Annotated in this window: 25 protein-coding genes; 13 read left to right on the forward strand and 12 right to left on the reverse strand. The window is 72.9% G+C overall.

Features of this window, described 5'->3' with window-relative positions:
- Positions 1–186: 186 nt before the first annotated feature.
- The 5 genes from IF73_RS0130285 to hemB all read left to right on the forward strand — a co-directional run bounded on the left by IF73_RS0130285 (position 187) and on the right by hemB (position 6,145).
- Entirely contained in the window at positions 187–975 is a 789-nt protein-coding gene (locus IF73_RS0130285) for a redox-sensing transcriptional repressor Rex (RefSeq protein ID WP_031013675.1), read from the forward strand.
- Positions 972–2,327 (forward strand): glutamyl-tRNA reductase, encoded by a 1,356-nt coding sequence (locus IF73_RS0130290; protein WP_031013676.1) that lies wholly within the window; start codon positions 972–974, stop codon positions 2,325–2,327. Before IF73_RS0130285 ends, IF73_RS0130290 begins: the two co-directional genes overlap by 4 nt.
- Positions 2,324–3,310 carry a hydroxymethylbilane synthase gene (gene hemC, locus IF73_RS0130295; RefSeq protein WP_031013677.1) on the forward strand — a complete coding sequence of 329 codons (987 nt, stop codon included), beginning with the start codon at positions 2,324–2,326 and terminating at the stop codon, positions 3,308–3,310. Before IF73_RS0130290 ends, hemC begins: the two co-directional genes overlap by 4 nt.
- Positions 3,307–4,977 carry a uroporphyrinogen-III synthase gene (locus tag IF73_RS0130300; RefSeq protein WP_031013679.1) on the forward strand — a complete coding sequence of 557 codons (1,671 nt, stop codon included), beginning with the start codon at positions 3,307–3,309 and terminating at the stop codon, positions 4,975–4,977. The genes hemC and IF73_RS0130300 overlap by 4 nt, the downstream gene beginning before the upstream one ends.
- A 163-nt stretch (positions 4,978–5,140) precedes the next feature.
- Positions 5,141–6,145: a porphobilinogen synthase gene (gene hemB / locus IF73_RS0130305; RefSeq protein WP_031013680.1), complete on the forward strand. Its 1,005-nt coding sequence runs from the start codon at positions 5,141–5,143 to the stop codon at positions 6,143–6,145.
- Between the two features lie 19 nt (positions 6,146–6,164).
- Here the strand turns inward: hemB and IF73_RS0130310 are convergent, their stop codons facing one another.
- A complete protein-coding gene (locus tag IF73_RS0130310) occupies positions 6,165–7,025 on the reverse strand; it encodes a DUF4253 domain-containing protein (protein ID WP_031013682.1) in 861 nt (286 codons plus the stop codon).
- A 114-nt stretch (positions 7,026–7,139) separates the two neighbouring features.
- On the opposite strand from IF73_RS0130310, the gene IF73_RS0130315 reads away from it, so the two are divergent.
- A complete protein-coding gene (locus IF73_RS0130315) occupies positions 7,140–7,412 on the forward strand; it encodes a DUF1876 domain-containing protein (protein ID WP_031013683.1) in 273 nt (90 codons plus the stop codon).
- Positions 7,413–7,424: 12 nt separating this feature from the next.
- On the opposite strand, the gene IF73_RS0130320 is transcribed toward IF73_RS0130315, so the two are convergent.
- Positions 7,425–8,147: a DUF4232 domain-containing protein gene (locus IF73_RS0130320; RefSeq protein WP_031013684.1), complete on the reverse strand. Its 723-nt coding sequence runs from the start codon at positions 8,145–8,147 to the stop codon at positions 7,425–7,427.
- A 267-nt stretch (positions 8,148–8,414) separates the two neighbouring features.
- Here IF73_RS0130320 and IF73_RS0130330 point away from each other — a divergent pair, with 267 nt between their 5' ends.
- Positions 8,415–9,515, forward strand: coding sequence for a helix-turn-helix domain-containing protein (locus tag IF73_RS0130330; protein WP_031013686.1), 1,101 nt, complete (start codon positions 8,415–8,417; stop codon positions 9,513–9,515).
- Positions 9,516–9,534: 19 nt separating this feature from the next.
- On the opposite strand, the gene argS is transcribed toward IF73_RS0130330, so the two are convergent.
- Positions 9,535–11,298: an arginine--tRNA ligase gene (argS, locus tag IF73_RS0130335; protein WP_031013687.1), complete on the reverse strand. Its 1,764-nt coding sequence runs from the start codon at positions 11,296–11,298 to the stop codon at positions 9,535–9,537.
- 256 nt (positions 11,299–11,554) lie between these two features.
- Between argS and lysS the strand changes: the two genes are divergently transcribed.
- Positions 11,555–13,276 carry a lysine--tRNA ligase gene (lysS, locus tag IF73_RS0130340; RefSeq protein WP_031013689.1) on the forward strand — a complete coding sequence of 574 codons (1,722 nt, stop codon included), beginning with the start codon at positions 11,555–11,557 and terminating at the stop codon, positions 13,274–13,276.
- Between the two features lie 80 nt (positions 13,277–13,356).
- Here lysS and IF73_RS0130345 read toward each other — a convergent pair whose 3' ends face one another.
- The 3 genes from IF73_RS0130345 to IF73_RS41255 form a co-directional block, all read right to left on the reverse strand.
- Positions 13,357–14,754 (reverse strand): DUF2637 domain-containing protein, encoded by a 1,398-nt coding sequence (locus tag IF73_RS0130345; RefSeq protein WP_031013691.1) that lies wholly within the window; start codon positions 14,752–14,754, stop codon positions 13,357–13,359.
- 172 nt (positions 14,755–14,926) lie between these two features.
- Positions 14,927–15,664, reverse strand: coding sequence for a lipocalin/fatty-acid binding family protein (locus tag IF73_RS0130350; RefSeq protein ID WP_031013693.1), 738 nt, complete (start codon positions 15,662–15,664; stop codon positions 14,927–14,929).
- 144 nt (positions 15,665–15,808) lie between these two features.
- The gene (locus IF73_RS41255) at positions 15,809–16,750 is read right to left on the reverse strand and encodes a DUF3558 domain-containing protein (RefSeq protein WP_031013694.1); all 942 of its coding nucleotides are present in this window, start codon (positions 16,748–16,750) and stop codon (positions 15,809–15,811) included.
- Between the two features lie 174 nt (positions 16,751–16,924).
- On the opposite strand from IF73_RS41255, the gene IF73_RS0130360 reads away from it, so the two are divergent.
- On the forward strand, positions 16,925–18,118 hold the full coding sequence (locus IF73_RS0130360; RefSeq protein ID WP_031013695.1) for an RtcB family protein: 1,194 nt from the start codon (positions 16,925–16,927) through the stop codon (positions 18,116–18,118).
- A gap of 106 nt (positions 18,119–18,224) precedes the next feature.
- Here the strand turns inward: IF73_RS0130360 and IF73_RS0130365 are convergent, their stop codons facing one another.
- Positions 18,225–18,980 (reverse strand): SDR family NAD(P)-dependent oxidoreductase, encoded by a 756-nt coding sequence (locus IF73_RS0130365; protein WP_031013696.1) that lies wholly within the window; start codon positions 18,978–18,980, stop codon positions 18,225–18,227.
- A gap of 129 nt (positions 18,981–19,109) precedes the next feature.
- On the opposite strand from IF73_RS0130365, the gene IF73_RS0130370 reads away from it, so the two are divergent.
- The gene (locus IF73_RS0130370) at positions 19,110–19,616 is read left to right on the forward strand and encodes a hypothetical protein (protein WP_031013697.1); all 507 of its coding nucleotides are present in this window, start codon (positions 19,110–19,112) and stop codon (positions 19,614–19,616) included.
- 13 nt (positions 19,617–19,629) lie between these two features.
- Here the strand turns inward: IF73_RS0130370 and IF73_RS0130375 are convergent, their stop codons facing one another.
- The gene (locus tag IF73_RS0130375; RefSeq protein WP_051717462.1) at positions 19,630–21,081 is read right to left on the reverse strand and encodes an FAD-dependent oxidoreductase; all 1,452 of its coding nucleotides are present in this window, start codon (positions 21,079–21,081) and stop codon (positions 19,630–19,632) included.
- Positions 21,082–21,184: 103 nt separating this feature from the next.
- On the opposite strand from IF73_RS0130375, the gene IF73_RS0130380 reads away from it, so the two are divergent.
- Positions 21,185–21,745, forward strand: coding sequence for a TetR/AcrR family transcriptional regulator (locus IF73_RS0130380; protein ID WP_031013699.1), 561 nt, complete (start codon positions 21,185–21,187; stop codon positions 21,743–21,745).
- A 16-nt stretch (positions 21,746–21,761) separates the two neighbouring features.
- Here the strand turns inward: IF73_RS0130380 and IF73_RS0130385 are convergent, their stop codons facing one another.
- Entirely contained in the window at positions 21,762–22,496 is a 735-nt protein-coding gene (locus tag IF73_RS0130385; RefSeq protein WP_031013700.1) for a Mut7-C RNAse domain-containing protein, read from the reverse strand.
- A gap of 155 nt (positions 22,497–22,651) precedes the next feature.
- Between IF73_RS0130385 and IF73_RS0130390 the strand changes: the two genes are divergently transcribed.
- A complete protein-coding gene (locus IF73_RS0130390; protein ID WP_031013701.1) occupies positions 22,652–23,092 on the forward strand; it encodes a GNAT family N-acetyltransferase in 441 nt (146 codons plus the stop codon).
- On the opposite strand, the gene IF73_RS0130395 is transcribed toward IF73_RS0130390, so the two are convergent.
- Positions 23,076–23,615, reverse strand: a complete 540-nt coding sequence (locus tag IF73_RS0130395) for a GNAT family N-acetyltransferase (RefSeq protein WP_031013702.1) — start codon at positions 23,613–23,615, stop codon at positions 23,076–23,078. The two genes, IF73_RS0130390 and IF73_RS0130395, sit on opposite strands and share 17 nt — an antisense overlap.
- Positions 23,616–23,629: 14 nt before the next feature.
- Entirely contained in the window at positions 23,630–24,487 is an 858-nt protein-coding gene (locus IF73_RS0130400) for a helix-turn-helix domain-containing protein (RefSeq protein ID WP_031013703.1), read from the reverse strand.
- Between the two features lie 164 nt (positions 24,488–24,651).
- On the opposite strand from IF73_RS0130400, the gene IF73_RS0130405 reads away from it, so the two are divergent.
- Positions 24,652–25,281, forward strand: a complete 630-nt coding sequence (locus IF73_RS0130405; RefSeq protein ID WP_031013705.1) for a TIGR03086 family metal-binding protein — start codon at positions 24,652–24,654, stop codon at positions 25,279–25,281.
- 203 nt (positions 25,282–25,484) lie between these two features.
- On the opposite strand, the gene IF73_RS0130410 is transcribed toward IF73_RS0130405, so the two are convergent.
- Entirely contained in the window at positions 25,485–25,727 is a 243-nt protein-coding gene (locus tag IF73_RS0130410; protein ID WP_031013706.1) for a hypothetical protein, read from the reverse strand.
- Between the last annotated feature and the right edge of the window lie 190 nt (positions 25,728–25,917).

Below are 25,917 nucleotides of genomic sequence, written 5' to 3' on the forward strand. Positions count from 1 at the left end.
GCTCAACGCATCGCGCCGTGCGACGGTTCCACGACGGCGAGAACCGGTCGCGTGACCCCGGTCACTTTGGGCAGACAAAACGGACACCATCTTTGTGCACGCGTTCACAAAGACATAGCCTGCATTCGACGGGGCGGTCCTGGGACGTATGGCCGCCTGCAGCCCCGCTCATCCCGCAGGAGCACCGTGGCAACTGGCCGAACTCACCGACCGGCGACCCGTAGCCGAGGAATTCCCGAGGCCACCGTCGCCCGCCTTCCGCTGTATCTGCGCGCCCTGACCGCGCTGTCGGAGCGCTCCGTACCCACGGTCTCCTCGGAGGAGCTCGCGGCCGCGGCCGGAGTCAACTCCGCGAAGCTGCGCAAGGACTTCAGCTACCTCGGCTCGTACGGCACCCGCGGTGTCGGCTACGACGTCGAGTACCTCGTCTACCAGATCTCCCGCGAGCTCGGTCTGACCCAGGACTGGCCCGTCGTGATCGTCGGCATCGGTAACCTCGGCGCCGCGCTCGCCGGTTACGGCGGCTTCGCCTCCCGTGGCTTCCGCGTCGCCGCGCTCATCGACGCCGACCCCGCCATGACCGGCAAGCCGGTCGCCGGGATCCCCGTCCAGCACAGCGACGACCTCGAGAAGATCATCGCCGAGGACGGCGTCTCCATCGGCGTCATCGCGACCCCGGCCGGCGTCGCGCAGCAGGTCTGCGACCGGCTCGTCGCCGCCGGCGTCACCTCCATCCTCAACTTCGCCCCGACCGTGCTCTCCGTGCCGGACGGCGTCGACGTGCGCAAGGTGGACCTCTCCATCGAGCTCCAGATCCTCGCCTTCCACGAGCAGCGGAAGGCCGGCGAGGAGACCGGCGACGAGTCCGCCCCGCCGGCCGCCGCGGGAGCGGTGCCGCAGGCCGCGACCCGTACCACCGCCGAGAGCGGCCGCAAGGGACCCGACGGGGACGTCCCCGCGGTGATGCCGGCATGAGTCTCCTCGTCGTCGGGCTGAGCCACCGCAGCGCTCCCGTCTCCATCCTGGAGCGGGCCGCGCTGCCCTCGGACACCCAGGCCAAGCTCCTCCAGGACACCCTCGCCGCCGAACCGGCCGCCGAGGCCACCGTCCTCGCCACCTGCAACCGCATCGAGCTCTACGCCGACGTGGACAAGTTCCACGCCGGGGTCGCCGAGCTCTCCACGCTCCTCGCCCAGCACAGCGGCGTCGGCCTGGAGGAGCTCACCCCCTACCTCTACGTGCACTACGAGGACCGGGCCGTCCACCACCTCTTCTCGGTGGCCTGCGGCCTGGACTCCATGGTCGTCGGCGAGGGCCAGATCCTCGGCCAGATCAAGGACGCCCTCGCCCTCGGCCAGGACCTGCACACCGCGGGCCGGCTCCTCAACGACCTCTTCCAGCAGGCCCTGCGGGTCGGCAAGCGCGCCCACAGCGAGACCGGCATCGACCGGGCCGGGCAGTCGCTGGTCACCTTCGGCCTGGAGCAGCTCGCCCGGGACACCGAGGTCGAGAGCTGGGCCCGTGGCAAGAAGGCCCTGGTCATCGGCGCCGGCTCCATGTCGTCGCTGGCCGCCGCGACCCTCGCCCGCGCCGGGGTCGCCGAGATCGTCATCGCCAACCGCACCCTCGCCCGCGCCGAGCGGCTCGCCGAGATCCTCGCCGAGCCCGGCGGCACGGGAGTGGCCGCACGCGCGGCCGAGATGGTTGCCGTCGGCGACGAACTGGGCCGGGCGGACATCGTCGTCTCCTGCACCGGCGCCACCGGGCTCGTCCTCGCCGGCGACGCGATCGAGGCCGCCGCGGCGGGCCGCGGCGAGCCGCTCCACCTCCTCGACCTCGCCATGCCCCGCGACATCGACGCCGCCGCCCACCGGATCCCCGGCGTCCGGCTCGTCGACATCGAATCGCTCGCCGACGCCTCCGCCGACGCGCCCATGGCCAACGACGTCGACCAGGTCCGGGGCATCGTCTCCGACGAGGTCGCCGCCTTCGGCGCCGCCCAGCGCGCCGCCCACATCACCCCCACCGTGGTCGCCCTGCGCACCATGGCCGCCGACGTGGTGGCCAGCGAGGTCGCCCGCCTCGAAGGCCGCCTCCCCGGCCTCGACGACAAGCAGCGCGCCGAGATCACCCAGACCGTGCGCCGCGTCGTCGACAAGCTCCTGCACGCGCCGACCGTGCGGGTCAAGCAGCTCGCCAGCGAGCCCGGCGGCGCCGGGTACGCGGACGCGCTGCGGACACTCTTCGACCTCGACCCGGAGACGGTGGCGTCCGTCTCCCGGGCCGACCTGAATGACGCCGACGTCAAGAACCGAGGGCGAGTATGACCGAGAGGGCACTGAGGCTCGGGACCAGGCGCAGCAAGCTCGCCATGGCCCAGTCCGGGCACGTGGCCGACGCCGTCCGGCAGGCGACCGGCCGGCCCGTCGAGCTCGTGGAGATCACCACGTACGGGGACACCTCCCGTGAGCACCTCGCGCAGATCGGCGGCACCGGCGTCTTCGTCGCCGCCCTGCGCGACGCGCTGCTCGACGGCGAGGTCGACTTCGCCGTCCACTCCCTGAAGGACCTGCCGACCGCCCAGCACCCCGACCTGGTGCTGGCCGCGATCCCGCGGCGCGAGGACCCGCGCGACGTCCTCATCGCCGGTGACGGCCTCTCGCTCGACCGGCTCCCCCGGGGCGCCCGCGTCGGCACCGGCTCGCCGCGCCGCATGGCCCAGCTGCACGCGTACGCCCGCAGCCACGGCCTCGACCTGACCTGCGTCCCGATCCGCGGCAACGTCGACACCCGCGTCGGCTACGTCCGCAAGGGCGAGCTCGACGCCGTCGTCCTCGCCGCGGCCGGACTCAACCGCATCGGCGGCACCGAGGAACTCCTCGGCGGCCTGTCGGCCGAGCACCTGCCGGTCGACTCGGTCCTGCCCGCCCCCGGCCAGGGTGCCCTGGCCGTCGAATGCCTGGCGTCGAACTCCGACCTCGTCGCCGCGCTCTCCGCTCTCGACGACCCGCAGACGCGGGCCGCCGTGACCGCTGAGCGATCCCTGCTCGCCGCCCTCGAGGCCGGCTGCAGCGCACCCGTGGGCGCGCTTGCCGACATCCTCGCCGACGGTCCCGGTCACGGGCAGGTTGTCACCGAAATGCGCCTGCGCGGCGTCGTCGGCACCACCGACGGCTCGACGCTGGTGCAGCTGTCCACCACCGGTCCCGTCCCCACCTCGTACGACGAGGCGGCGGCGCTCGGACGCGAACTCGCGGCCGAGATGCTCGCCAAGGGTGCGGCCGGTCTTATGGGGGAGCGAGCACTTTGAACCCCACCAGCCCGACCACCAGCCCCGTGTCCCCCGTCTTCGCGGGCCACGGCCACGTCACCTTCCTCGGCGCAGGCCCAGGCGACCCCGGGCTCCTGACCCTCCGGGCCGTCGAGGCCCTGGCCGGAGCGGACGTCCTGATCGCCGAGCCGGAGGTCCTGGACGTCGTCCGCTGCCATGCGCGCGCGGGCGTGAGCACGCCGGAGCTGACGGTTGTTGACGAGGCGTCAACAACCGCCGGAGTCCCCGTGTTGAGGGATGCGGTCAATCTTGTCATGGAGGCCGCGCGCGGCGGCAGGCGGGTCGTCCGTGCGGTGACCGGCGACCCCGGCCTCGACGGCAACGCCGGCGCCGAGATGCTCGCCTGCGCCGCCGAGGGCATCCCCTTCGAGGTGGTGCCCGGCGTCGCGACCGTGGTCGGCGTCCCCGCGTACGCCGGTGTGCCGCTCCGCGACGCGCAGGGCACCGACGTCCGCTTCGTCGACGCGCGGACCGCCGACGACCGGTGCTGGGCCGAGGTCGGCGCCTCCGACGGCACCGTCGTCGTCTCCACCTCGCTCGACGCGGTCGCCGCGGCGGCCGGTGAACTGGTGGCGGCGGGCCGTAAGCCGGACACCCCGCTCACCGTCACCATCGCCGGCACGACCACGCGCCAGCGGACCTGGAACGCGACCCTCGGGACGATCGCCCAGGTCTTCAAGCAGGGCAAGGTGCTCCCCTCGCCCGAGGGCCACCGGCCGGTCATAGCCGTGGTCGGCGAGCGCAGCGCCCCGGCGCAGCGCGACCAGCTCTCCTGGTTCGAGTCCAAGCCGCTCTTCGGCTGGCGGGTGCTCGTGCCGCGCACCAAGGAGCAGGCCGCGTCGCTCTCCGACCAGCTGCGCTCGTACGGTGCCGTGCCGCACGAGGTGCCGACCATCGCGGTCGAGCCGCCGCGGACCCCGCAGCAGATGGAGCGGGCCGTGAAGGGCCTGGTGACGGGCCGCTACGAGTGGATCGCCTTCACCTCCGTCAACGCGGTCAAGGCCGTGCGCGAGAAGTTCGAGGAGTACGGGCTCGACGCCCGCGCCTTCGCCGGCATCAAGGTCGCGGCGGTGGGCGAGCAGACGGCCGCGGCGCTGGTCGACTTCGGTGTGAAGCCGGACCTGGTGCCGAGCGGTGAGCAGAGCGCGGCCGGGCTCCTGGAGGACTGGCCGCCGTACGATCCGGTCTTCGACCCGATCGACCGCGTCTTCCTGCCGCGGGCCGACATCGCGACCGAGACGCTGGTCGCGGGGCTCATCGAGCTCGGGTGGGAGGTCGACGACGTCACCGCCTACCGGACCGTGCGCGCGTCGCCGCCGCCGGCGGACACGCGGGAGGCGATCAAGGGCGGCGGCTTCGACGCGGTGCTCTTCACGTCGTCGTCGACCGTGCGGAACCTGGTCGGCATCGCCGGCAAGCCGCACAACGTGACCGTCATCGCCTGTATCGGGCCGGCCACCGCCAAGACGGCGGAGGAGCACGGGCTGCGGGTCGACGTGCTGTCGCCCGAGCCGTCCGTGCACAAGCTGGCGGAGGCGCTGGCGGAGTTCGGCATCCGGCGTCGGGAGGCGGCGCTGGAGGCGGGCGACCCCGTCACGCGCCCGAGCGAACGCCGGCCGGGTGCGAGGCGGCGGCGCACGACGTAGGGGGACGTGGTCTCTTCTCCGGCGCGGGTCCCTTACGGGGCCCGCGCCGGCTGCGTTGTGGGCTGCGCCCGGCTGGGCACCCGGGGGCGCGGCAACAGGGTGTCGGTAAGTGGGCAACAGGGTGTCGGTAAGTGGGGGGTGGGGGCGGGCGTAGATTCGGGGGATGAACTCGTATGGAAGCTTTCCGGGGGCGCGGCCGCGACGGCTGCGAACGACGCCCGCCATGCGGCGGATGGTGGCCGAGACCCGCCTGGACCCGGCCGACCTGATCCTGCCCGCGTTCGTGCGCGAGGGCGTCACCGAGCCGGTGCCGATCGGTGCGATGCCCGGCGTCGTCCAGCACACGCGGGACACGCTGCGCCGGGCCGCCGTGGAGGCGGTCGAGGCGGGGGTCTCCGGGATCATGCTGTTCGGCGTGCCGGAGGAGGCCAAGAAGGACGGCCTCGGCACGGCCGGGACCGACCCGGACGGGATCCTCCAGGTCGCCATCCGGGACGTCCGCGCCGAGGTCGGCGACGAGCTCGTGATCATGTCGGACCTCTGTCTCGACGAGTACACCGACCACGGTCACTGCGGCGTCCTCGCCGAGGACGGCCGGGTCGACAACGACGCCACCCTGGAGCGGTACGCCGAGATGGCGCAGGTCCAGGCCGACGCCGGCGTCCACGTCGTGGGCCCCTCCGGGATGATGGACGGCCAGGTCGGCGTCGTCCGGGACGCCCTGGACACCATCGGCAAGGAGGACGTGGCGATCCTCGCCTACACGGCGAAGTACTCGTCCGCCTTCTACGGCCCCTTCCGCGAGGCCGTCGGCTCGTCGCTCAAGGGCGACCGCAAGACCTACCAGCAGGACCCCGCCAACCTCCGCGAGTCGCTGCGCGAGCTCGCGCTGGACCTGGAGGAGGGCGCGGACATGGTGATGGTGAAGCCGGCCGGGCCCTACCTGGACGTGCTCGCGAAGGTCGCCGAGTCCGTGGACGTGCCGGTCGCCGCGTACCAGATCAGCGGTGAGTACGCGATGGTCGAGGCCGCCGCCGAGAAGGGCTGGATCGACCGCGACAAGGCGATCCTGGAGACCCTCACCGGGATCCGCCGGGCCGGCGCCCGGATGATCCTCACCTACTGGGCCGTCGAGGCAGCCCGGACGATCTCCGCCGGCAACCGCTGACCGGGCCCCGACCGGGGGTCTAGTCCCACCAGAAGGTCCAGAGGGGGGCGTTCAGCAGGGCCCCCCGGGCGTAGGCGCGCAGGGTGTCGTGGTCGCCCTGCGTGATGTTGTCCGGGCAGAACGCGAAGTGCTCCGCCGCCAGCGCCTCGGCCTCCTCCACGGTCCGGGGCGGGGCGGCCACCGAGACCACCAGGGTGGCGGGGGCGAGCGCCACGACCCGGGCGCCGAAGCGGTCCTCCCAGGAGCGCAGCACCGCGCACAGGCGCGCCACGTCGTCCTCGTGGTTCAGCGGCCCCGACCAGCCGATGACCGCCGGTATGTCGGCGCTGCGCCGCGCCGGGACCAGCGCAGGCCGGGCCTCCTCCATCCAGGAGCCCGGCCTCGTCAGCGCCGTGGCCGCCGCGGCCGCCGCCGCGTCCGGGTCGGTACGCGGGGGCCACGCCGGGGCCAGACCCGGCCAGCCCGCGGCGTACGGCGCCACGACCTCCTCGTACTCGGGCTGCTCGCCGAACAGCTCCTCGACGGTGGCGGTCACGGCGGGGTCCCGCTCCTCCTCCGGTATCTCCGAGGCCAGGTACTCCTCCCAGAGCTCGGCGAGCACCTCGTCGGCGTCGTGGTCCGCCGGGTCGCTCATCGCCTCCGGCATCAGATGCCATGCGTCCAGGTCGTCGTCGCCGGCCAGCAGCACCGGCAGCAGCCCCGCCGTGCGGGCCGCCGGGCGCAGGGCGCTCCAGCCGCCGGGGCCCGCCGGGCCGTGCCCGGACCAGAGGTACGGGTCGTCCGCCGGACCCGTGAGGGCCCCCGGCGGCAGGTCGAGGCCGAGGGAACGGCCCGCGGGGTCCGACGCGAGCCGGGGCAGCTGGTTCGGGATCATCGCCATGATCAGAACGTACGGGGCGCCACTGACAGCGGCCGGGGCGAGTGGTGGAGGCGCACGGTGCGGCGCACTCTGGAGGGGTAGCCGACAGGTACCTCGGTGGAGGTGATCCTCATGATGCACACGCTTGTCGGATGGCATGTGGAGATGGAGTTCAAGGAGGAGGGCGACCGGACGCGGGCCGCGGCCATGGTCCGGCTCACCGACGGCACCGAGTTCCGGGCCCACGGGACGGCGAACCGGCACCCCTCCGATCCGGACCAGCTGAGGGTGGGCGAGGAGATCGCCGGCGCCCGGGCGCTGATGGACCTGGCCTCGCAGCTGCTCCAGAAGGCGCACGCGGAGATCGACGAGGTGTCCGGCCGGACGTCGTACCCGATCAACCGCTAGAGCGCCGGAACCCTAGAACTGGAGGGCGTCCTCGAACTCCCGCTGCCAGTACGAGACGGCGGCGCCGTCGTCCACGTACGTACCCTGCGGCGCCGTCACCGTCACCATGCTGTCCGCGGTCAGGTTCACCTTGATCGTGCGGACGGTCATGCCGTGTGTGTCCGCGCCCGGCTCCCCGGTCAGGATCACGGAGGCGTAGGCCGACTCCCCGGGCGCCAGGGTCACCACCGCCTGCGGCCTGCTCTCCTCGACGATCCTGATCGGCGCCTGGCTGTGGTCGAAGCCGACCAGGGGCGCTCCGACGGCGTCGCACGTGCGGGTGCCGGTGTTGGTGACGGTCAGCGCGAGGTGGTTGAGGGGGCGGCTGACCCTGCTCGCCACGACCTTCACGTCGGCGGCGGTGCAGGGGCGGGGGCGGGGGGTGGTGGTCCGCGGAGTCGCAGTCGGAGCCGGGCTGGAGGGCTTGGCCGGCCGTGCGGTCGTCTCGCGCGGGGTCCCCGTCGCCGGTGCGGTCGTGGGCGGCGTGGTGGTGCGCGGCGCGGTGGTGGGTCGTGCGGCGATGGGCGTGGGTGCGGCCGTGGTCGGCGCGGCCGACGCCGTGGCCGTGGTCGGTGCGGGCTTCGCGGGGGCCGGGGCCGTCGCGTCCTGGTCGGACGACTGGCCGCAGGCCGTCAGGGCGAGGGTCGCGGCCAGGGCGGCGGCGGGCAGGGCGAGGCGGCGGGCGGTCGTGCGCATGGTGGTTCCCCCGTGGGCGGATCGGTCGGTCAGTGGCCGTCGAGCAGAGTGATCACGATCGCGGTGCAGATGATCAGCACCGTCACTGCCAGGGCGTCGGTGACGCGGCTGTTCGGCATGGCTTCATGCTGCGAGCCGGTGTGACCCGCTGTCGACCGACGCGGGACAATGAGGGACGCTGGAACGCTTCCACCCCCGGTGACCTGGGGAGACGTGCCTCGCCCGGAACGCGTTCCTGGGACGCCGACGGGGACGGGGGAGCGACGGATGGACACCGGGGACCGGTTCGCCGGGCTGCTGAAGGGGCTCAAGGAGCGGTCGGGGCTGAGTTACGGGGCGCTCGCGAAGCGGCTCCACGTCAGCACCTCCACCCTGCACCGGTACTGCAACGGCGACGCCGTCCCGACGGACTTCGCGCCCGTGGAACGGCTCGGCCGGCTGTGCGGGGCCACCCGGGAGGAGCTGGTGGACCTCCACCGCGCCTGGATCGTCGCCGACGAGACCCGGGGGCGGAGCGTCGAGCCGGTCGTCGAGCCGGTCGTCGAGCCTGGGGATCCGGTTGAGATCGTCGAGTCGGTCGAGCCCGTCGTCCTCGTGACGGCGGAGGCCGTCCAGCAGGGTGCCGCGCCCTCGCGGGGGCGGTTCCGGAGCGGCCTCGCCGCCGTGGCGGTCGTCGCGCTCGTCGTGCCCGGCGCCTACCTCGTGGCGCGGGACGGGGAGAAGGAGCCGCGCGGGGGCGCCGTCGCGGCGCCCGCTCCGCTGAACGCCGGCATCAGCTCGTACAACTGGGCCGAACCCTGCGGCGAGTACTACGTCCTCGACCAGAAGCCGGAGCACGTGCCGCCGCCGCCCCCGCCGCAGGACACCCGCCCGTGGGCCCGGGCGCTCGGCGGGATCGACGGCGGGCGCATGCAGCTCCAGGTCACCGTCACCGGACGCACCCGGGAACCGGTCGTGCTGTCGGGGCTCAGCGTCCGGGTCGTCGAGCGCGACCGGCCGCCGCAGCGGGCCGCGTACTCCATGGGCGACGGCTGCGGCAGCGGGATCACCCCGCAGACCTTCGCCGTCGACCTCGACGCGCCCCGGCCGTACGTGAAGGCCGTGGCCGGACAGGACGGCGACCGGGTCGTGCCCGCGAAGGACTTCCCGTACAAGGTCGCCACCGGGGACCCGCAGGTCCTCAACCTCGACGTCCACACCGAGGAGCACGCCGTCGCCTGGTACCTGGAGCTGGCGTGGAGCACCGGCGACAGGAAGGGGACCGTACGGATCGACGACGGCGGACAGCCGTTCCGTACGCAGGCCATCGAGGACCGTACGGTCTACGGCTACTGGCCCGACAAGGGCGAGTGGGTCGCGCAGAACTGACCCACCCGCCCCGGCGGCGTCAGAGGCGCTCGGGCGTCCGGATGCCGAGCAGGGCCATGCCCTGGTGGAGCGTGCGGGCCGTGAGGTCGCACAGGAAGAGACGGTTCTCGACCTGCTCCGGGGTGTCCGCCTTGAGGACGGGGCACTCCGAGTAGAACGTCGTGTAGTGCGACGCCAGCTGGTAGAGGTACGCGGCCAGCTTGTGCGGGGCGTACTCCGCGGCGGTCTCGGCGATCACCTCGCCGAAGCCGTCCACGTGCAGGCCGAGGGCCCGCTCCGACGGCGCCAGCTCCAGCTCCGGGTGGGCGGCCGGCTTCGCGTCCCCGGCCTTCCGCAGGATGGACTGGATACGGGCGTACGCGTACTGGAGGTACACGGACGTGTCGCCGTTGAGCGAGACCATCTGGTCCAGGTCGAACTTGTAGTCGCGGGCCGCCGAGGTCGACAGGTCCGCGTACTTCACCGCGCCGATGCCCACCTGGGCGCCCCGCTCGGCGATCTCGTCCTCGGTGAGGTCCTGGGCCTTCTCGCGGACCACGGCCGAGGCGCGGTCGATCGCCTCGTCCAGCAGGTCCACCAGCCGGACCGTCTCGCCCTCACGGGTCTTGAACGGCTTGCCGTCCTTGCCGAGGACCGTGCCGAAGGCCAGCTGGACGGCCTTCACCTCGTCGTTCAGCCAGCCGGCCCGGCGGGCCGTCTCGAAGACCATCTTGAAGTGCAGCGACTGGCGGGCGTCCACCACGTACAGCAGCGTGGTCGCCTTCAGGTTCTGCACCCGGTCGCGGATGGCGGACAGGTCCGTCGCCGCGTAGCCGAAGCCGCCGTCGGACTTCTGGACGATCAGCGGGACCGGGTTGCCGTCCGGGCCCTTGATGTCGTCGAAGAAGACGCACAGCGCGCCCTCGGAGCGGACGGCGACGCCCGACTCCTCGAGGATCCGGCAGGTCTCCTGGAGCATGTCGTTGTACCCGGACTCGCCGACGATGTCGGGGTCCCGGATGTCCATGTCGAGCTTCTCGAAGACCGAGTAGAAGTAGATCTTCGACTCGTCGACGAACCGCTGCCACAGGGCGAGGGTCTCCTCGTCGCCGGCCTGGAGGTCCACCACGCGGGCGCGTGCCCGGGTCTTGAACTCCTCGTCCGCGTCGAACAGCGCGCGGGACGCCTTGTACAGCCGGTTCAGGTTCGACATGGCCTCCTCGCCGGAGACCTCCGCGCCCTCGTCCTCGTGGTCCAGCTCGTGCGGGTGCTCGATCAGGTACTGGATGAGCATGCCGAACTGGGTGCCCCAGTCGCCGATGTGGTGCCTGCGGACCACGGTCTCGCCCGTGAACTCCAGGATCTCCACCATCGCCGCGCCGATCACCGCCGACCGGAGGTGGCCGACGTGCATCTCCTTCGCCACGTTCGGCTGCGCGTAGTCGATGACCGTCGTGCCCGCCGCCTCGTTCAGCGGCACGCCGAGGCGCGCGTCGGCGGCGCGGGCCGCCAGGGTCCGCACGATCGCCGCGTCCGACACCGTGATGTTGAGGAAGCCGGGGCCGGAGACCTCGATCTCCCGCAGCACGTCGTTCGCCGGGATCGCGTCCACGACCTTCGTCGCCAGCTCACGCGGGTTGCCCTTGAGCTGCTTGGCCAGCGCCAGGATGCCGTTGGCCTGGAAGTCGGCCCGGTCGCTTCGTCGCAGCAGCGGGTCGGCGGAACCGGCCTCCGGCAGGGCTGCCGAGAGACCTTCCGCGAGGCGCTGCTGCACGGTCGAAGCGAGGGAAGGGACCGAGGCCATGAGCTTCCGTTCCTGTTGTGTCGTGTCCGGGTGTCCCGGTGGTCTATATCGCTTGTCAAGTGTCCCATGGGTGGGCAACGTGTTTTCCCCGCCCGTCCCCAGCCGTTCCCCGACTGTGGACAAGTCGCGCCCGAGGAGAATCCCGCCTGTGGACAACCTCGGAGCGGCCGGTTCCGTCTGGGACAATGACTGACGTAGGGCTTTGAAGACTCCGAGGGATCTCCCGCAAGGATCTGGAAAGAAGGACGTACCGACCGTGGCTCAGAGCAGCACCGAGACCGACTGGGTCTCCCGTTTCGCGGACGAGGTCATCACCGAGTCGGAGCGACGTGCGCCTGGCAAACCGGTCGTCGTCGCCTCCGGCCTCTCCCCGTCCGGCCCGATCCACCTCGGCAACCTGCGCGAGGTCATGACCCCGCACCTGGTCGCCGACGAGATCCGCCGCCGCGGGTACACCGTGCGCCACCTCATCTCGTGGGACGACTACGACCGCTACCGCAAGGTGCCCAACGGCATCGAGGGCATCGACGAGTCCTGGGCCGAGCACATCGGCAAGCCCCTGACCTCCGTCCCCGCCCCCGCCGGCTCGCCCCACCCCAACTGGGCCGAGCACTTCAAGGCCGCCATGGTCGAGGCCCTGGCCGAGCTCGGCGTCGAGTACGACCCGATCAGCCAGACCGAGCAGTACACCTCCGGCGCCTACCGCGAGCAGATCCTGCACGCCATGCGCCGCCGCGGTGACATCGACGCCATCCTCGACCAGTACCGGACGAAGAAGGCCCCCAAGAAGCAGTCCCAGAAGCCGGTCGACGAGGCCGAGCTGGAGGCCGCCGAGGGCTCCGGCGCGGCCGCCGAGGACGACGGCTCGGGCGGCGGCGCGGGCTACTTCCCGTACAAGCCCTACTGCGGGCAGTGCGAGAAGGACCTCACCACGGTCACCGCCTACGACGACGACACCACCGAGCTCTCCTACACCTGCGCCTCCTGCGGCTTCGCCGAGACCGTCAAGCTCAGCGAGTTCAACCGCGGCAAGCTGGTGTGGAAGGTCGACTGGCCCATGCGCTGGGCCTACGAGGGCGTCATCTTCGAGCCCTCCGGCGTCGACCACTCGTCGCCCGGCTCCTCCTTCCAGGTCGGCGGGCAGATCGTCACCCTCTTCGACGGCGTCCAGCCCATCGGCCCCATGTACGCCTTCGTCGGCATCAGCGGCATGGCCAAGATGTCCTCCTCGAAGGGCGGCGTCCCCACCGCGGCCGACGCGCTGCAGATCATGGAGCCCCAGCTGCTCCGCTGGCTGTACGCCCGCCGCAAGCCCAACCAGTCGTTCAAGATCGCCTTCGACCAGGAGATCCAGCGGCTCTACGACGAGTGGGACAAGCTGGAGGCCAAGGTCGCCGACGGCACGGTGCTGCCCGCCGACGCCGCCGCCCACGCGCGTGCCGCCCGCACCGCGGCCGGCGAGCTGCCGCGCACCCCGCGCCCGCTCCCGTACCGCACCCTCGCCTCGGTCGTCGACATCACCGCCGGCCACGACGAGCAGACCCTCCGGATCCTCACGGACCTCGACCCGGAGTCCCCGGTCACCTCGCTCGACGAGGTCCGGCCGCGCCTCGACCGCGCCGAGAACTGGATCACCACCCAGGTCCCGGCCGACCAGCGCACCATCGTCCGCGAGGAGCCCGACACCGCGCTCCTCGGCTCCCTGGACGACGAGGGCCGCGAGTCGCTCCGCCTCCTCCTGGAGGGCCTGGACAGCCACTGGTCCCTGGACGGCCTGACCACCCTGGTCTACGGCGTCCCGAAGGTCATGGCCGGCCTCACCCCCGAGGCCAAGCCCACCCCGGAGCTGAAGGTCGCCCAGCGCGCCTTCTTCGCCCTCCTCTACAAGCTCCTCGTGAGCCGCGAGACGGGCCCCCGCCTGCCCACCCTGCTCCTCGCCGTCGGTGCGGACCGGGTGCGCAAGCTGCTCGGCGCGTGACCTGACGCGAGCAGGCGGAAGGGCCGCTCCCCGTGGACGGGGGGCGGCCCTTCGGCGTGTGGCGTGTGGACGGGGTGGCGTCAGGACGGGTCGTACGCCGCCATGTCCTGCTGGACGAGCTGCTGGACTTCGGGGGTCACCCGCTGGAGCAGGTCGGACTGCTGGGCGGGAAGCTGCTGGACGTCGTACGCGGCGACCGCCACCAGCTGGTCCAGCTCGTACGGGGTCGGGAAGCGCCCGTTCTCCTGCACGAAGCCGTACATCACCTTGTAGGCGGTCTCCCGGAGCTCGTCCATCTGCGGATCGGGCTCCTGGCGGGGGTCGGGATGCTGGAGCTCCCCGAACAGCTGGGGACCCCGCGTCTCGGGCTCCGACGGCGGGTTCTCGAGGAAGCCCTCGGGGACGCTCTCGGGGGCGATCTCAGAGGCGATCTCAGAGGCGCTCTCGGAGGCGCTGCCAGGGGCGACCTCGGGCGCGCTCTCCTGGGCCGCCTCCGCCGCCTGCGCGGTGTACGTGCCCCCGTATCCCTCAGGGGTGACCTGATGGGCGTCGAACCACGGGCTCTCGTGATTCGGCTGGTGCGCCTCCTGCGCTCCCTGGAGCTGCTGAGCTCCCTGGGGCTGCTGCGCCTGCTGCGGCTGCTGCCCGGGGACGGACTGGGCCACCGGGAGCGCCTGGAGCGCCTGGGCCGGCGTCTGGACCATGGCCACCTGCTGCTGCGGGTTCGCGACCTGGTTGACGTTCGCGACCTGGGGCGTGACCTGGTGCGGGTTCGGCGGGAGGAGGACCGGTTCCACGCCCGCCGCCGCCAGGCCCGCCGGGGCGGTCTCCGAGAGCGGGACGCCGTACCGGGCGAGCCGCAGCGGCATCAGCGCCTCCACCGGCGCCTTGCGGCGCCAGCCGCGCCCGAACCGGGCCTGGAGCCGGGCCTGGTAGATCAGCCGCTCCTGCTCCAGCTTGATCACCTGGTCGTACGAGCGCAGCTCCCACAGCTTCATCCGCCGCCACAGCCGGAACGTCGGCACCGGCGACAGCAGCCAGCGGGTCAGCCGCACGCCCTCCATGTGCTTGTCCGCGGTGATGTCCGCGATCCGGCCCACCGCGTGCCGCGCCGCCTCGACCGCCACCACGAACAGCATCGGGATGACCGCGTGCATGCCGACGCCCAGCGGGTCGGGCCAGGCCGCCGCGCCGTTGAACGCGATCGTCGCCGCCGTCAGGAGCCACGCCGTCTGCCGCAGCAGCGGGAACGGGATCCGCAGCCAGGTCAGCAGCAGGTCCAGGGCGAGCAGCACACAGATGCCCGCGTCGATGCCGATCGGGAAGAAGTACGAGAACGTACCGAAGCCCTTGTGCACGGCAAGCTCGCGCACGGCCGCGTACGAACCCGCGAAACCGATCCCCGCGATGATCACCGCGCCGCCGATGACGAGCCCGATGAGTATGCGGTGTGTGCGTGTCAGCTCCATCGCGGCCACCCGCGATCCCCTCCCGTGATTCGACGTCTCGCGGGCCCCAGAGTGGCACACATGAGCGAAGCCCGAACCCCTGGGGAGGGACGGGCTCCGCTCGGACACGCCTGTCTGTGTTGATTTGTGTCACTACCCGTGCGACCGACGGGGGTTGGCCCGCCCGGCCGCGGGGGTATGACTACTTGTTGGCCGTGGCCACCGCGGCGACCGCTTCCTTCGCCGCCTTCGTCGCACCCGCGACGATCTTCTTCGCGTCCGGCGTCGGCGCGCCCGCGTATCCGGCGCCGTTGTACGACAGCAGCACCAGCACGTTGCCCGTGCGTGCCACGACCGACGCGTAGACGAAGTCCTCGCCGGTCTTCTTCAGGGTGTACGTGACCGTCTTCGCCTCGTCGCCGATGCCGGTCGTCGAGGTGGTGCTCATCTTCTTCGCGCCCGTGGTGGCCTGGATCTTGCCGAGCTCCTTGGCGAAGTTCTCCTGCGCCCGGGCCTGGCCGCTGCCCAGCGACACCTCGGAGTCGTAGCGGTAGAACGACACGTCGAGCCAGCGGTACTGCGAGCCCTTGACGCCCTTGTCCTCCAGGCCGTTCCAGGAGCAGCCGCCGCGGTGCGACAGGTCGGTGGAGGCCGCCGCCGTGCCCTTCTCGTTCTTCGCCTTCGGCACCAGCGAGGACGCCGTCTTCGCCGCGATCGCCTTGCAGGCCAGCGGCAGCTTCGCGAACTTCGCCGGCTCGACCGTCGGCGTCGGGGAGGGGGTCGCCGACGCGGTCGCGGTCGCCTTCCCCTGCGCCGCGCCGGTGTCACCGGACCCGCTGCCGCCGCTTCCCGAGTCCGAGGAGCAGCCGGCGACGACGAGCATCACCGGGACGGCTGCGGCGGCGAGAATGCGGGTGAGTCGCGGAGCTGATCGCTGCATGGTTCCTTCAGTCGCTTGTCGTACGGCCGGCAGCCGCTTGTCGTACGGCCGGCGCCGGTCGGCGGCCTGGCGGCCCTGGGTACGCCGACACGTTACGTGGTCCCCCCGCCGCCCGGGGGGTCGCGCGGGGGACCGGACGGCCGGCTACTCCTCCAGCCGGTCGGCCAGCAGTCGGGCCAGGTTCTGGGCCCTGTCCTGCAGTTCCTTGCTGTCCGGGGCCGCCGCCACCCCGGTCGTGCGCTGCCGGTACTCGACCGTCACGATCACGTTCGATGTGCGGAAGACCACGCTCACGACCCGCTGGTGGCCGTTCCCGCCGGCCTTCCCGAGGGTGTCGTCCACGAACGCGGTGTCGCCGAGCCCGCCCAGCGTCCGGGACTCCAGACCGGTGGTCGCCGGCGCGGAGGGGACGCCCTCGGCGGGGGGCGTGGTGCCGGAGGAGGGGGAGCCCGTGGGGGCGGTGGTGGGACCTGCGGGGGTGGCGGGGCTGGTGGCGTTGACGGTGGTGGCGGTGTTGGCGGGACCGGTGGGGGTGCCGGTCGGCGGTGCCGTCGTGGTCGTGGCCGCCGTCGCTGTCGGCGGGGCGGTGGTGGGCGTGGGTGTCGTCGGTACGGCGATCCCGGCCGCGAGCTGCTTGCGGGTGTAGACCTCCTGGGCCCGGGCGGCGTCGCTCACCGTCGGGTCGTACGAGACCACCCGCTCCACGTCGAGCACCAGCCGGTGGGCGCCGCCGTCCTCGGTGTCCGCGTTCCAGGTGCAGCCGACGCGCCGGTCCGTGTCGTAGGTGACGGCGGTCGTGCCGCGGAGGACCGTGGCCCGCTCGGCGTCGGTGAGGGCCGCGGTCCCGGGCAGCAGCTCGCGCAGGGTGGCCTGGGGGACGGCGCCGCACGGCTCGAACAGGGTGCGGTAGCGGCCGGGCGGCGCGACGGGCGCGGAGGCGGCGCCGGCCTTCGCGTCGAGGGCGACGTCCTCGGCGGGGTCGGCGGCCGAGCAGCCGGTCAGCGCGCCGAGCGTGACGGCGAGACCGGCGCCGAGGCCGAGGAGGGTGGCGGGGGCGCGGCCGGGTGAGTACCTCTTTCGCTGCACCGTCCCAGGCTCCCTTCTCCCGAAGTCTTTCCCGAAAACCCTTTGCCGCCCCCTGAAGGCGGATGGACACAATGTCTATCGCACGCGTAGCCGTTGATGCCGGTCCGCCGTCACCTGTACGGGCTTTGGCTCCGGTTTTTGCGTTATCGGACTTTTCGGGGGAATCGAGGAAGTATGTCGTACGTAGAGGTACCGGGCGCGCAGGTGCCCATCCGGATGTGGGCCGATCCTTCCACGGTCGAGGGCGGCGCGATGCAGCAGCTGCGGAACGTGGCCACGCTGCCGTGGATCAAGGGCCTCGCGGTCATGCCGGACGTGCATTACGGCAAGGGCGCGACGGTCGGCTCGGTGATCGCGATGAAGGACGCGGTCTGTCCGGCGGCCGTCGGTGTGGACATCGGCTGCGGCATGTCCGCGGTGAAGACCTCCCTGACCGCGAACGACCTTCCGGCCGATCTCTCCCGCCTCCGCTCGAAGATCGAGCAGGCGATCCCGGTCGGCCGGGGCATGCACCGCGCGGAGGTCGACCCGAAGCGGCTGTTCCAGTTCCCGACGGCGGGCTGGGACGACTTCTGGTCGCGGTTCGACGGGGTGGCGGACGCGGTGAAGTTCCGGCGGGAGCGGGCGGCGCTGCAGATGGGCACGCTCGGGGCCGGCAACCACTTCGTGGAGCTGTGCGTCGACTCGACCGGGGCGGTGTGGCTGATGCTGCACTCGGGCTCCCGGAACATCGGCAAGGAGCTCGCCGAGCATCACATCGGCGTGGCGCAGAAGCTGCCGCACAACCAGGGGATCGTCGACCGCGACCTGGCGGTCTTCGTGGCGGAGACGCCGCAGATGGCGGCGTACCGGCACGACCTCTTCTGGGCGCAGGAGTACGCGAAGTACAACCGCGCGATCATGATGGCGCTCTTCCAGGAGACCGTCCGGCGCGAGTTCCGGAAGGCGAAGGTGACCTTCGATCCGGTGATCTCCTGCCACCACAACTACGTGGCGGAGGAGCGGTACGAGGGCATGGACCTGCTCGTGACCCGTAAGGGTGCGATCCGGGCCGGCTCCGGGGAGTTCGGGATCATCCCGGGCTCGATGGGGACCGGTTCGTACATCGTGAAGGGGCTGGGGAACGAGGCGTCGTTCAACTCGGCCTCGCACGGCGCGGGCCGGAAGATGAGCCGGAGCGCGGCGAAGCGGCGCTTCTCGACGCGGGACCTGGAGGAGCAGACGCGGGGCGTGGAGTGCCGCAAGGACTCCGGCGTCGTGGACGAGATCCCGGGCGCGTACAAGCCGATCGAGAAGGTCATCGAGCAGCAGACGGACCTGGTGGAGGTCGTCGCCAAGCTCAAGCAGGTCATCTGTGTGAAGGGCTGATGGGCTGAAGGGCTGAGAGGTCGGTGGGAGGGCCCCGGTGCAGGCACCGGGGTCCTTTCGCTGTCTTCTCGCGGTCTTCTTACCGTCCTTGCCGTCTTCCTGCCGTCTACGGCTCGCGGTGGAGCTTGGTGTTGGACGCCTGGGCGCGGGGGCGGACGACCAGGAGGTCGATGTTGACGTGCGGGGGCCGGGTGCAGGCCCAGGTGATGGTGTCGGCGACGTCGTCGGCGGTGAGGGGTTCGGCCACGCCGGCGTAGACGGCGGCGGCGCGGTCGGTGTCGCCGCGGAAGCGGGTGGTGGCGAACTCCTCGGTCTTGACCAGGCCGGGGGCGATCTCGATGACGCGGACCGGGGTGCCGACGATCTCCAGGCGGAGGGTCTCGGCGAGGACGCGGGCGCCGTTCTTGGCGGCGACGTAGCCCGCGCCGCCCTCGTAGGTGGCGTGCCCGGCGGTGGAGGACAGGACGACGACGGTGCCGTCGCCGCTCGCGGTGAGCGCGGGCAGCAGGGCCTGGGTCATGTGGAGCGTGCCGAGGACGTTGACGTCGTACATGCGGCGCCATTCCTCGGGGTCGGCGGTGGCGACGGGGTCGAGGCCGAGGGCGCCGCCGGCGTTGTTGACGAGGACCGCGAGGGTGCGGAAGGCGGTGGCGAACTCGTCGACGGCGGCCCGGTCGGTGACGTCGAGGGCGTAGGCGGTGGCCTGGTGGCCTGCCTCGGTGATCTCGGCGGCGAGGGCCTCGATGCGGTCCTTGCGCCGGGCGGTGAGGACCACGCGGTAGCCGGCGGCGGCCAGCTGCCGGGCCGTGGCGGCGCCGATGCCGCTGCTCGCTCCGGTGATGACGGCGATGGGGGCGGACATGGCGGAGGCTCCTCGCACAGGTGGTCGGTCGTGGTGGTGGCCAGGATAGGCGGCGGCAGGGAAGCCGTGCGGGACACGCGGGCTGACGGATTGTCAGAAAATGGGATGGTATGCGGCTATTTTTGGCTCATGCGTGTGATCTCTAAGGGTGTGCTCGGGGCCGCGCTCGCGGCGCTGGTGGTGGTGGGTGCCGGGACGGCCGCCGGGGCGGCCGGAGGCGTGGGTGGTGGCGCGGTCGGTGAGGTGGCCGGGGCCGAGGCGGATCTGGCCCATCACGGCCACGTGTCCCTGTGGGACGGGCGGGTCGGGGTGTGGCTCGTGACGGAGAACCACGGTCCGTCCGACGTCGCGGACGCCACCGTCCGGCTGGCCTTCTCCGCCCCCATGACGGGCGGCCAGGAGCTGCCGCCGGGCTGTCTGTGGAGCAGTTCCCGGGTGGTGTCCTGCCGGACGGGTGCGCTGCCGGACGGGGGCGCCGCCGGTGAGCTGGCGCTGGATCTGAGGGCGGTGGGCCGGCCGCAGGAGCTGACGGTGGACGTGAGCACGGCCTGGCGGGCCGGCGGGGTCGACCGGAACTCCCTCAACGACCGGCACCGGGTGCTGGTGCTCGCGACCGGGGACCCGTACGTGTTCTGAGCGGTTCGGGCGGTCACCGGCTGCTCCAGAGCACGTATCCGTCCGGGCGGACGAGGGCCGTGGTGCGGCGCGCGGGGTCCTTCCAGGTGGCCCGGACGACGCGGGCGGCGGTGGTCGGGGCGACGGGCGGCAGGGCCGGCTCGGCGCCCTCGGGGGCGATGAGGACGAACTCGCCCGCGCGCAGCAGTTCGTGGAGCCGGCCCTCGCGGAGCGGTACGTCGGGGGCGCGGCGGCCGGAGGTGCGTCCGGCGCCCGGGGCGGGGGCGTAGGCGATGCCGAGACCGCTGATCATGCCGATGGCCTTGGCGGAGGCGGGGCGGACGGCGCCGAGGACGGTGGTGGCGACGGCCCGCAGGGCGCGGGTGACGGGCGTGTGGGCCATGGCGAGGCGGACGAGGGCGCCGCTGCTGCGCAGGACCATGGCGCCGACCGGGTGGCGCTCGGTGTGGTAGCTGTCGAGCAGGGCCTCGGGGTCGGGGGCCTCGCCGCGGTGGACGGCGACGAGCTTCCAGGAGAGGTTGGCGGCGTCCTGGAGGCCGGTGTTCATGCCCTGGCCGCCGGCGGGGGAGTGGACGTGGGCGGCGTCGCCCGCGAGGAAGACCCGGCCGACGCGGTAGGCGGGGACCTGGCGCTCGTCGCTGTGGAAGCGGGAGATCCAGCGGGCGTCGTGCATGCCGTGGTCGGTGCCGAGGGCGCGGCGGGCGAGGGCGCGGACCTCTTCCAGGTCGACGGGTTCGCTGTCGTCGACCTGGCGGGTGCGGTCCCAGCCCATGACGCGGTACCAGCCGTCGCCGAAGGGGGCGATGAAGGTGAAGCTGTCCCTGGTGCCGTTGACCGTGAGGGATCCGGCGGGCTCGTCGGTGAGGCGGACGTCGGCGAGGACGATCGAGCGGATGACGCTGGTGCCGGGGAAGGGGAGGCCGAGCGCGGTGCGGACGGTGCTGCGGTGTCCGTCGGTGCCGACGAGGTGGCGGGCGCGGAGGGTGAGGGGGATGCCGCCGGGGCCGGTGAACTCGGCGGTGACGCCGTCGGCGTCCTGGTGGAGGCCGTTCAGGGCGGTCTCGTGGCGGAAGGTGACACCGGCGTCGGCGGCGCGCTGCTCCAGGAGGCGTTCCACCTCGTACTGGGGGGTGATGAGGAGGTGGTCGAAGCGGGAGGGGAGCCGGCCGAGGTCGAGGGAGAGGCGGCCGAAGAGCTGCATCCGGGTGAGCTTGGTGCCGGTGGCCTCCAGAGCGTCGGCGAGACCCCGGGTGTCGAGCAGTTCGAGGGTGCGGGCGTGCACGCCGAAGGCGCGGGTGAGGTTGGAGCGGCCGGCGGCGCGGCGCTCGACGAGGGTGACGTCGAGGCCGGCGGCGGCGAGGTCGCCGGCGAGAAGGAGCCCGGTGGGTCCGGCGCCGACGACGATGACGTCGGTGTCGACGGGGGTCTGGTCGGCTTCGTGGGTGCGGTGTCCGGTGGTGCTCATGGCTGGCCCTCCGATCGGTCAACGCTTGTTGGCCTACGCTTGTTGGCAACGTTAGGCCGCCTCCTCGCGACGTGTCAACACCTGTTGGCCTACAGTTGTGGGCATGACGACCGCACGCCGCTCCGACGCCACTCGGGCCGCGATCCTGGAGGCCGCCCGCGAGCGCTTCGCCGCCGACGGGTACGAGCGCGCCACGATCCGGGCCATCGCCCGTGACGCCGGGATCGACCCTTCGATGGTCATGCGCTACTACGGGAACAAGGAGGGGCTGTTCGCCGCCGCCTCCGAGATCGACCTGGCCCTGCCGGCCCTGGGCGCACTGCCCTCCCGGCACATCGGGGCCGTCCTGGTGAACCACTTCCTCGACCGCTGGGAGCGCGACGACGTGCTCACCGGGCTGCTCAGGGTGGGCGTCACCAACGAGGCGGGCGCCGCCCGCATGCAGGCCATCTTCGGGGCGCAGCTCGGGCCGATCGCCCTCGGTGTCTGCCCGAAGCCCGAGGAGGCGCCGGCCCGGGCCGCGCTCGTCGCGTCCCAGATCCTCGGCATGGCGCTCGCCCGCTATGTGCTCCGCCTGCCGCCGGCCGTCGAGATGAGCCGGGACGAGCTGGTGGCCTGGCTGGCGCCGACCGTCCAGCGGTACCTCACCGCCGAGCGCCCCTGACCCGGGCGCGGCGGTGTCAGGAGGCGGCGGCGCCGAACTCGCGGACCGCCTGGTCGACGATCGCCTCCAGGCGGGCGTGGTGCGCGCCGCGCCAGTAGACCCGGTCGCACTCCTGGCACCGCGCGAAGACGTCGTACGTCTTCTCGGTGCCGCGCTCCAGCCGCTCGCGCACCTCCTCCTTGCCGGTGTCCGTCAGGAGACCGTTGCAGGCGGTGCAGCGGGTCCACGGCGCCAGCGGCGGCGCGAAGCGCTCCAGGACGTCACGGAGCTGGTCGTCGGGGCGGTCGCTGTACACGTACGCCCCCGCCCACAACTCGCGGCGCCGCAGCAGACCCCGGTCGCGGGAGAGCATGACCCGCCGCTCCCGGGCGGAGAGCGCAGCGAGCGCCGGGTCGCCGATGTCCTCGTTCTCGTACGCGGCGTCCACGCCCAGCAGCCGGAGCCGCCGGGCCAGCGTGCCCAGGTGCACGTCGAGCAGGAACCGGAGGGGCGCGCCGGGCACCGGCTGCGGCCGGGTGACGTCCTCGACCTCGACGGTCTCGCCGGCCACCGGCACGTGTGCGGGCGGCACCGGGCGGCCGTCGACCAGGAGCCGGCCGGCCTCGGTGAGCGGGACGCCGAGGGACTCGACGACATGGCCCAGCGAGGACACCCCGTCGGTGGTCACGGCGGTCCGCCCCGAACGCCGGTCGGCGGCCACGAAGACGGCCAGGCCGGGGGCGAAACTGATCTGGATCTCCGGTCCGTTCACGGGGACAGGATCGCACCGGGGTGTGACAGCGGGCCACGCATTTCCGGCCGCGGCGCGGTGCCGGGCGACCACCGGTGGGGGCGGGGACGCAGTCGGCCACGGGTGGGGGCGGGCCACGGGTGGGGGTGCGGAGGCGGCTGGGCTACCGTCCCCGCATGAAGATCATCGACCTCGAGCCCGGCGACCCGCGTCTGGAGAGCGATCTCCTCCCGGTCCTCCTCGAACTGCGACCGCACCTCACCCCGGCCCTCTTCCAGGACGTGTACGCGCGCGGCCACGCGCAGGGCCTGCGCTTCTCGGCCGCCTACGGCGACGACGGCCGGTGCGTCGGCGCGGCCGGCTGGCGCCTCGTCTTCAACACCAGCTCGCTCAGCAAGCTCTACGTCGACGACCTGGTCACGGCCTCGGACGTCCGCTCCACCGGCGTCGGCCACGCGCTGATCGCCCACCTGGAGGAGCACGCCCGGGCGGCCGGCTGCCACGAGCTGAACCTCGACTCCGGCACCCACCGCACCGGCGCCCACCGCTTCTACCTGCGGGAACGGTTCGACATCGCGGCCTTCCACTTCGTCCGGCCGCTCACCGGTCCGCAGTAGCCCACAGGTCGAGCCGCCAGTCGTTGCAGCGCATCGGACGGCCCGGCGGGTACTCGAAGTCCTCCTCTCCGAGCAGTTCGAACCCCGCCTTGCGGCACACCGCGTTCGACGCGGCGTTCTCGACCGAGGGGAAGGCGTGCAGGTGGCGGTGGAGGCCCGCGGCCCGGGCCTGCTCCGCCACCGCGCGCGTGGCCAGGGTCGCGACGCCGCGGCCCTGGAAGCCCGGCAGGACCGCCCAGCCCGTCTCGTACACCGGCTCGCCGTGCGCCGCGCTCGTCCAGTAACCGATGCTGCCCGCGACCCGCCGCTCGGGCAGCAGCACGATCCGGAACATCCGGCCCCTGCCGGTGGTGTCGGCGCTCAGGTCCACGTACCGCCGGTGGCGGCGGTCCAGCTGCTCCTCGGTCTCCGGGCCGCCCAGGTGCTCCATCAGCTCCGGCGCGTTCAGCGCGCGCAGCAGTGCGGCGTCCTCCTCGGACCAGGCTTCGAGGCGTACGGAGGTGGTCTCGCGCTGTTCGCTCATGCGCGGACCGTACGTCACGGCACCGACAGCCCCCGGGCGTACGCGGTCGGGGAGAGGCCGAGGGTGGCGGTGAAGTCCCGGACGAGATGGGCCTGGTCGCTGTAGCCGAGCTCGGTGGCGAGCCCCGCCCAGTCGGGGCCGGCGCCGGTCTCGGCGCGTTCCAGGGCCTCGTGGAGGCGGTAGCGCAGGATGACCCACTTCGGGCCGACGCCGACGTGGGAGGCGAAGAGGCGCTGGAGGGAGCGGGGCGAGAGGCCGGACAGCCGGGCGAGCCGGTCCGTCCGCAGGACCGTGCGGTCGGCGCGGACCAGCTCCACCAGCTCCATCGCCCGGGCGGCGGCGGGGTCCGGGGCGGGACCGTGCGCGAGGAGGAAGGCGTCGAGCGCGGCCACGATGGCGGGGTCGTCGTCGGGGGAGAGGACGCCGGAGAGCGCGGCTTCGCCGGCGGCCCCCTCCATGTCCGGGAACGCCTCGTGCAGCGGGACCCGGCGGCCCGTCCAGGCCGACACCGGCCACGCCGGGGCGAAGGGGCGGAAGCCGCCGGGCCGGAACTGCACGCCGCGGACCCGGCCCTCCCCTTCGAGCCGCTTCGTGAAGAGCCCGGTCCCGATCCCGGAGACCTCGGCCGTCGGGCGTGAGGCCCTGGAACCGGCGCCGAGCGGGCCGTACCGCTGGAAGACGGCGTTGACCGACGGGTGCGGGACGACACGGGTGGTGTACGGCTCCGGCAGCGCCCAGTCGATCAGCCAGTAGTGCTCCAGGTACGGGCGCAGCTCCGGCGCGGGGAGATGCCGGCGGAAACGGACCCGGGAGAGCAGGTCGGCGGGGGCGAGAATGCCCCGGGTGTCCCGCCGCGGTGCGGGGTCGGCCATGGCCCCGATCCTAGGCAGCCGGACCTCCCGGGGCAGCCGGACCTCTCGGGGTGGTCGGACGACCTTTGGCCTGAGCGGCTCCTAGGGGTCGGGATCCGGGGCGGGTCGGGGTCGTGGCGCGTTTCTTCAAGACCGGGCCGGGGATTTTTCCTAGCGTCGGGTCCATGACGTACGACGACACGAACCTTGCCTTCGAGAACAGTGCTGCGGCCGGAGGGGGCGACGCCTCCCTCGGCGGTCTTCTCCGCGCCGCCGCCGAGCGGGCCGTCCCGCTGGTCGCGGCCACGGACGACTCCGCGCTCGGCGCGTCCACGCCCTGCGCGGAGTACGACGTGCGCGATCTGCTGAACCACCTGTTCGCGGTCGTCGTGCAGTTCCAGGCGCTGGCGGCCAAGAGGGAGGCCGACTTCTCCGCGACCCCGGACCGGCTCGCGGAGCCGGACTGGCGGGAGCGCTTCGCGGTGGAGACCGGGAGGCTGGTCGAGGCGTGGGCGGCGCCGGGGGCCGAGGAGGGGACCTCGGGGGCGATGGGGCTGCCGGCCAGGACGGTCGGATCGATGGCGCTGCTCGATCTCACCGTGCACGCCTGGGACCTGGCGCAGGCGACCGGGCGGGAGTTCGAGCCCGATCCGCGGGTGGTGGCGGGGCTGGTGGACGAGGTGGAGGGGATGGCGCCGATGGCCCGAAAGATGAACGTGTTCGGGGACGCCGTCGAGCTGCCGGCCGGGGCGAGCCTCTTCGAGCGGCTGCTCGCGACGACGGGCCGTGAACCGCGGGTCCGTCCGGCGGACTGACGCCCCTTTGCCCCGGAGAGGCCCCCTGCCCGAGGCAGTCCCCTGCCCGAGGCAGTCCCCTCCCGGACCGGCCCCCTCCCGGACCGGCACCGTTCCGGACCGGCACCGTTCCGGACCGGCACCGTTCCGGACCGGCACCGTTCCGGACCGGCCCCGTTCCGGACCGGCGCCCTGCCGGACCGGCCCCCTGCCGGACCCGGTCGTCAGCGCAGGCGGCCGGTGGAGGTCAGGGAGAGGCGGGAGACGACCTGGCCGAAGGCGAGCTCCTCCGCCGGCGTCAGCGGCACCGACTCCTGCGGGTGCCAGACGCGTTCCATCGGGGTCACCGAGCGGATCCGGCGGGACCGGGCGCGCAGGCCCGTCGTCAGCCACACGCCCGTCGCGACGGCGAGCACCGCGAAGAGGGTGAGGACACGGGGGTCGGAGAACTGGGCGGGCACGGACATGGCGTTCACTCCAGGGCGCGAGGGCCGGCGCGCGGCGCACGCACCGGCAGGCGGCGTGCGGGCACGGCGGCGCAGACGATTCCTACTGCTTCCTCCCGACCCGCTCAGTTAACACCACCATGGGGGACTTTCGGCAGGGGGGTCCGGGACCAAAGTCCCGGACGGCGAGGGCGGGGGCGAGGGCGGACGG

It is taken from the genome of Streptomyces sp. NRRL F-5727, assembly GCF_000719555.1.
Classification (GTDB): Bacteria; Actinomycetota; Actinomycetes; order Streptomycetales; family Streptomycetaceae; genus Streptomyces.

Excerpts from the sequence above, each read along its gene's own strand:
- IF73_RS0130290 (WP_031013676.1), top strand. The coding sequence starts at position 972 with ATGAGTCTCCTCGTCGTCGGGCTGAGCCACCGCAGCGCTCCCGTCTCC.
- hemC (WP_031013677.1), top strand. The coding sequence starts at position 2,324 with ATGACCGAGAGGGCACTGAGGCTCGGGACCAGGCGCAGCAAGCTCGCC.
- hemB (WP_031013680.1), top strand. The coding sequence starts at position 5,141 with ATGAACTCGTATGGAAGCTTTCCGGGGGCGCGGCCGCGACGGCTGCGA.
- IF73_RS0130310 (WP_031013682.1), bottom strand. The coding sequence starts at position 7,025 with ATGGCGATGATCCCGAACCAGCTGCCCCGGCTCGCGTCGGACCCCGCG.
- IF73_RS0130315 (WP_031013683.1), top strand. The coding sequence starts at position 7,140 with ATGCACACGCTTGTCGGATGGCATGTGGAGATGGAGTTCAAGGAGGAG.
- IF73_RS0130320 (WP_031013684.1), bottom strand. The coding sequence starts at position 8,147 with ATGCGCACGACCGCCCGCCGCCTCGCCCTGCCCGCCGCCGCCCTGGCC.
- IF73_RS0130330 (WP_031013686.1), top strand. The coding sequence starts at position 8,415 with ATGGACACCGGGGACCGGTTCGCCGGGCTGCTGAAGGGGCTCAAGGAG.
- argS (WP_031013687.1), bottom strand. The coding sequence starts at position 11,298 with ATGGCCTCGGTCCCTTCCCTCGCTTCGACCGTGCAGCAGCGCCTCGCG.
- IF73_RS0130350 (WP_031013693.1), bottom strand. The coding sequence starts at position 15,664 with ATGCAGCGATCAGCTCCGCGACTCACCCGCATTCTCGCCGCCGCAGCC.
- IF73_RS0130360 (WP_031013695.1), top strand. The coding sequence starts at position 16,925 with ATGTCGTACGTAGAGGTACCGGGCGCGCAGGTGCCCATCCGGATGTGG.
- IF73_RS0130365 (WP_031013696.1), bottom strand. The coding sequence starts at position 18,980 with ATGTCCGCCCCCATCGCCGTCATCACCGGAGCGAGCAGCGGCATCGGC.
- IF73_RS0130370 (WP_031013697.1), top strand. The coding sequence starts at position 19,110 with ATGCGTGTGATCTCTAAGGGTGTGCTCGGGGCCGCGCTCGCGGCGCTG.
- IF73_RS0130375 (WP_051717462.1), bottom strand. The coding sequence starts at position 21,081 with ATGAGCACCACCGGACACCGCACCCACGAAGCCGACCAGACCCCCGTC.
- IF73_RS0130380 (WP_031013699.1), top strand. The coding sequence starts at position 21,185 with ATGACGACCGCACGCCGCTCCGACGCCACTCGGGCCGCGATCCTGGAG.
- IF73_RS0130390 (WP_031013701.1), top strand. The coding sequence starts at position 22,652 with ATGAAGATCATCGACCTCGAGCCCGGCGACCCGCGTCTGGAGAGCGAT.
- IF73_RS0130395 (WP_031013702.1), bottom strand. The coding sequence starts at position 23,615 with ATGAGCGAACAGCGCGAGACCACCTCCGTACGCCTCGAAGCCTGGTCC.
- IF73_RS0130400 (WP_031013703.1), bottom strand. The coding sequence starts at position 24,487 with ATGGCCGACCCCGCACCGCGGCGGGACACCCGGGGCATTCTCGCCCCC.
- IF73_RS0130405 (WP_031013705.1), top strand. The coding sequence starts at position 24,652 with ATGACGTACGACGACACGAACCTTGCCTTCGAGAACAGTGCTGCGGCC.
- IF73_RS0130410 (WP_031013706.1), bottom strand. The coding sequence starts at position 25,727 with ATGTCCGTGCCCGCCCAGTTCTCCGACCCCCGTGTCCTCACCCTCTTC.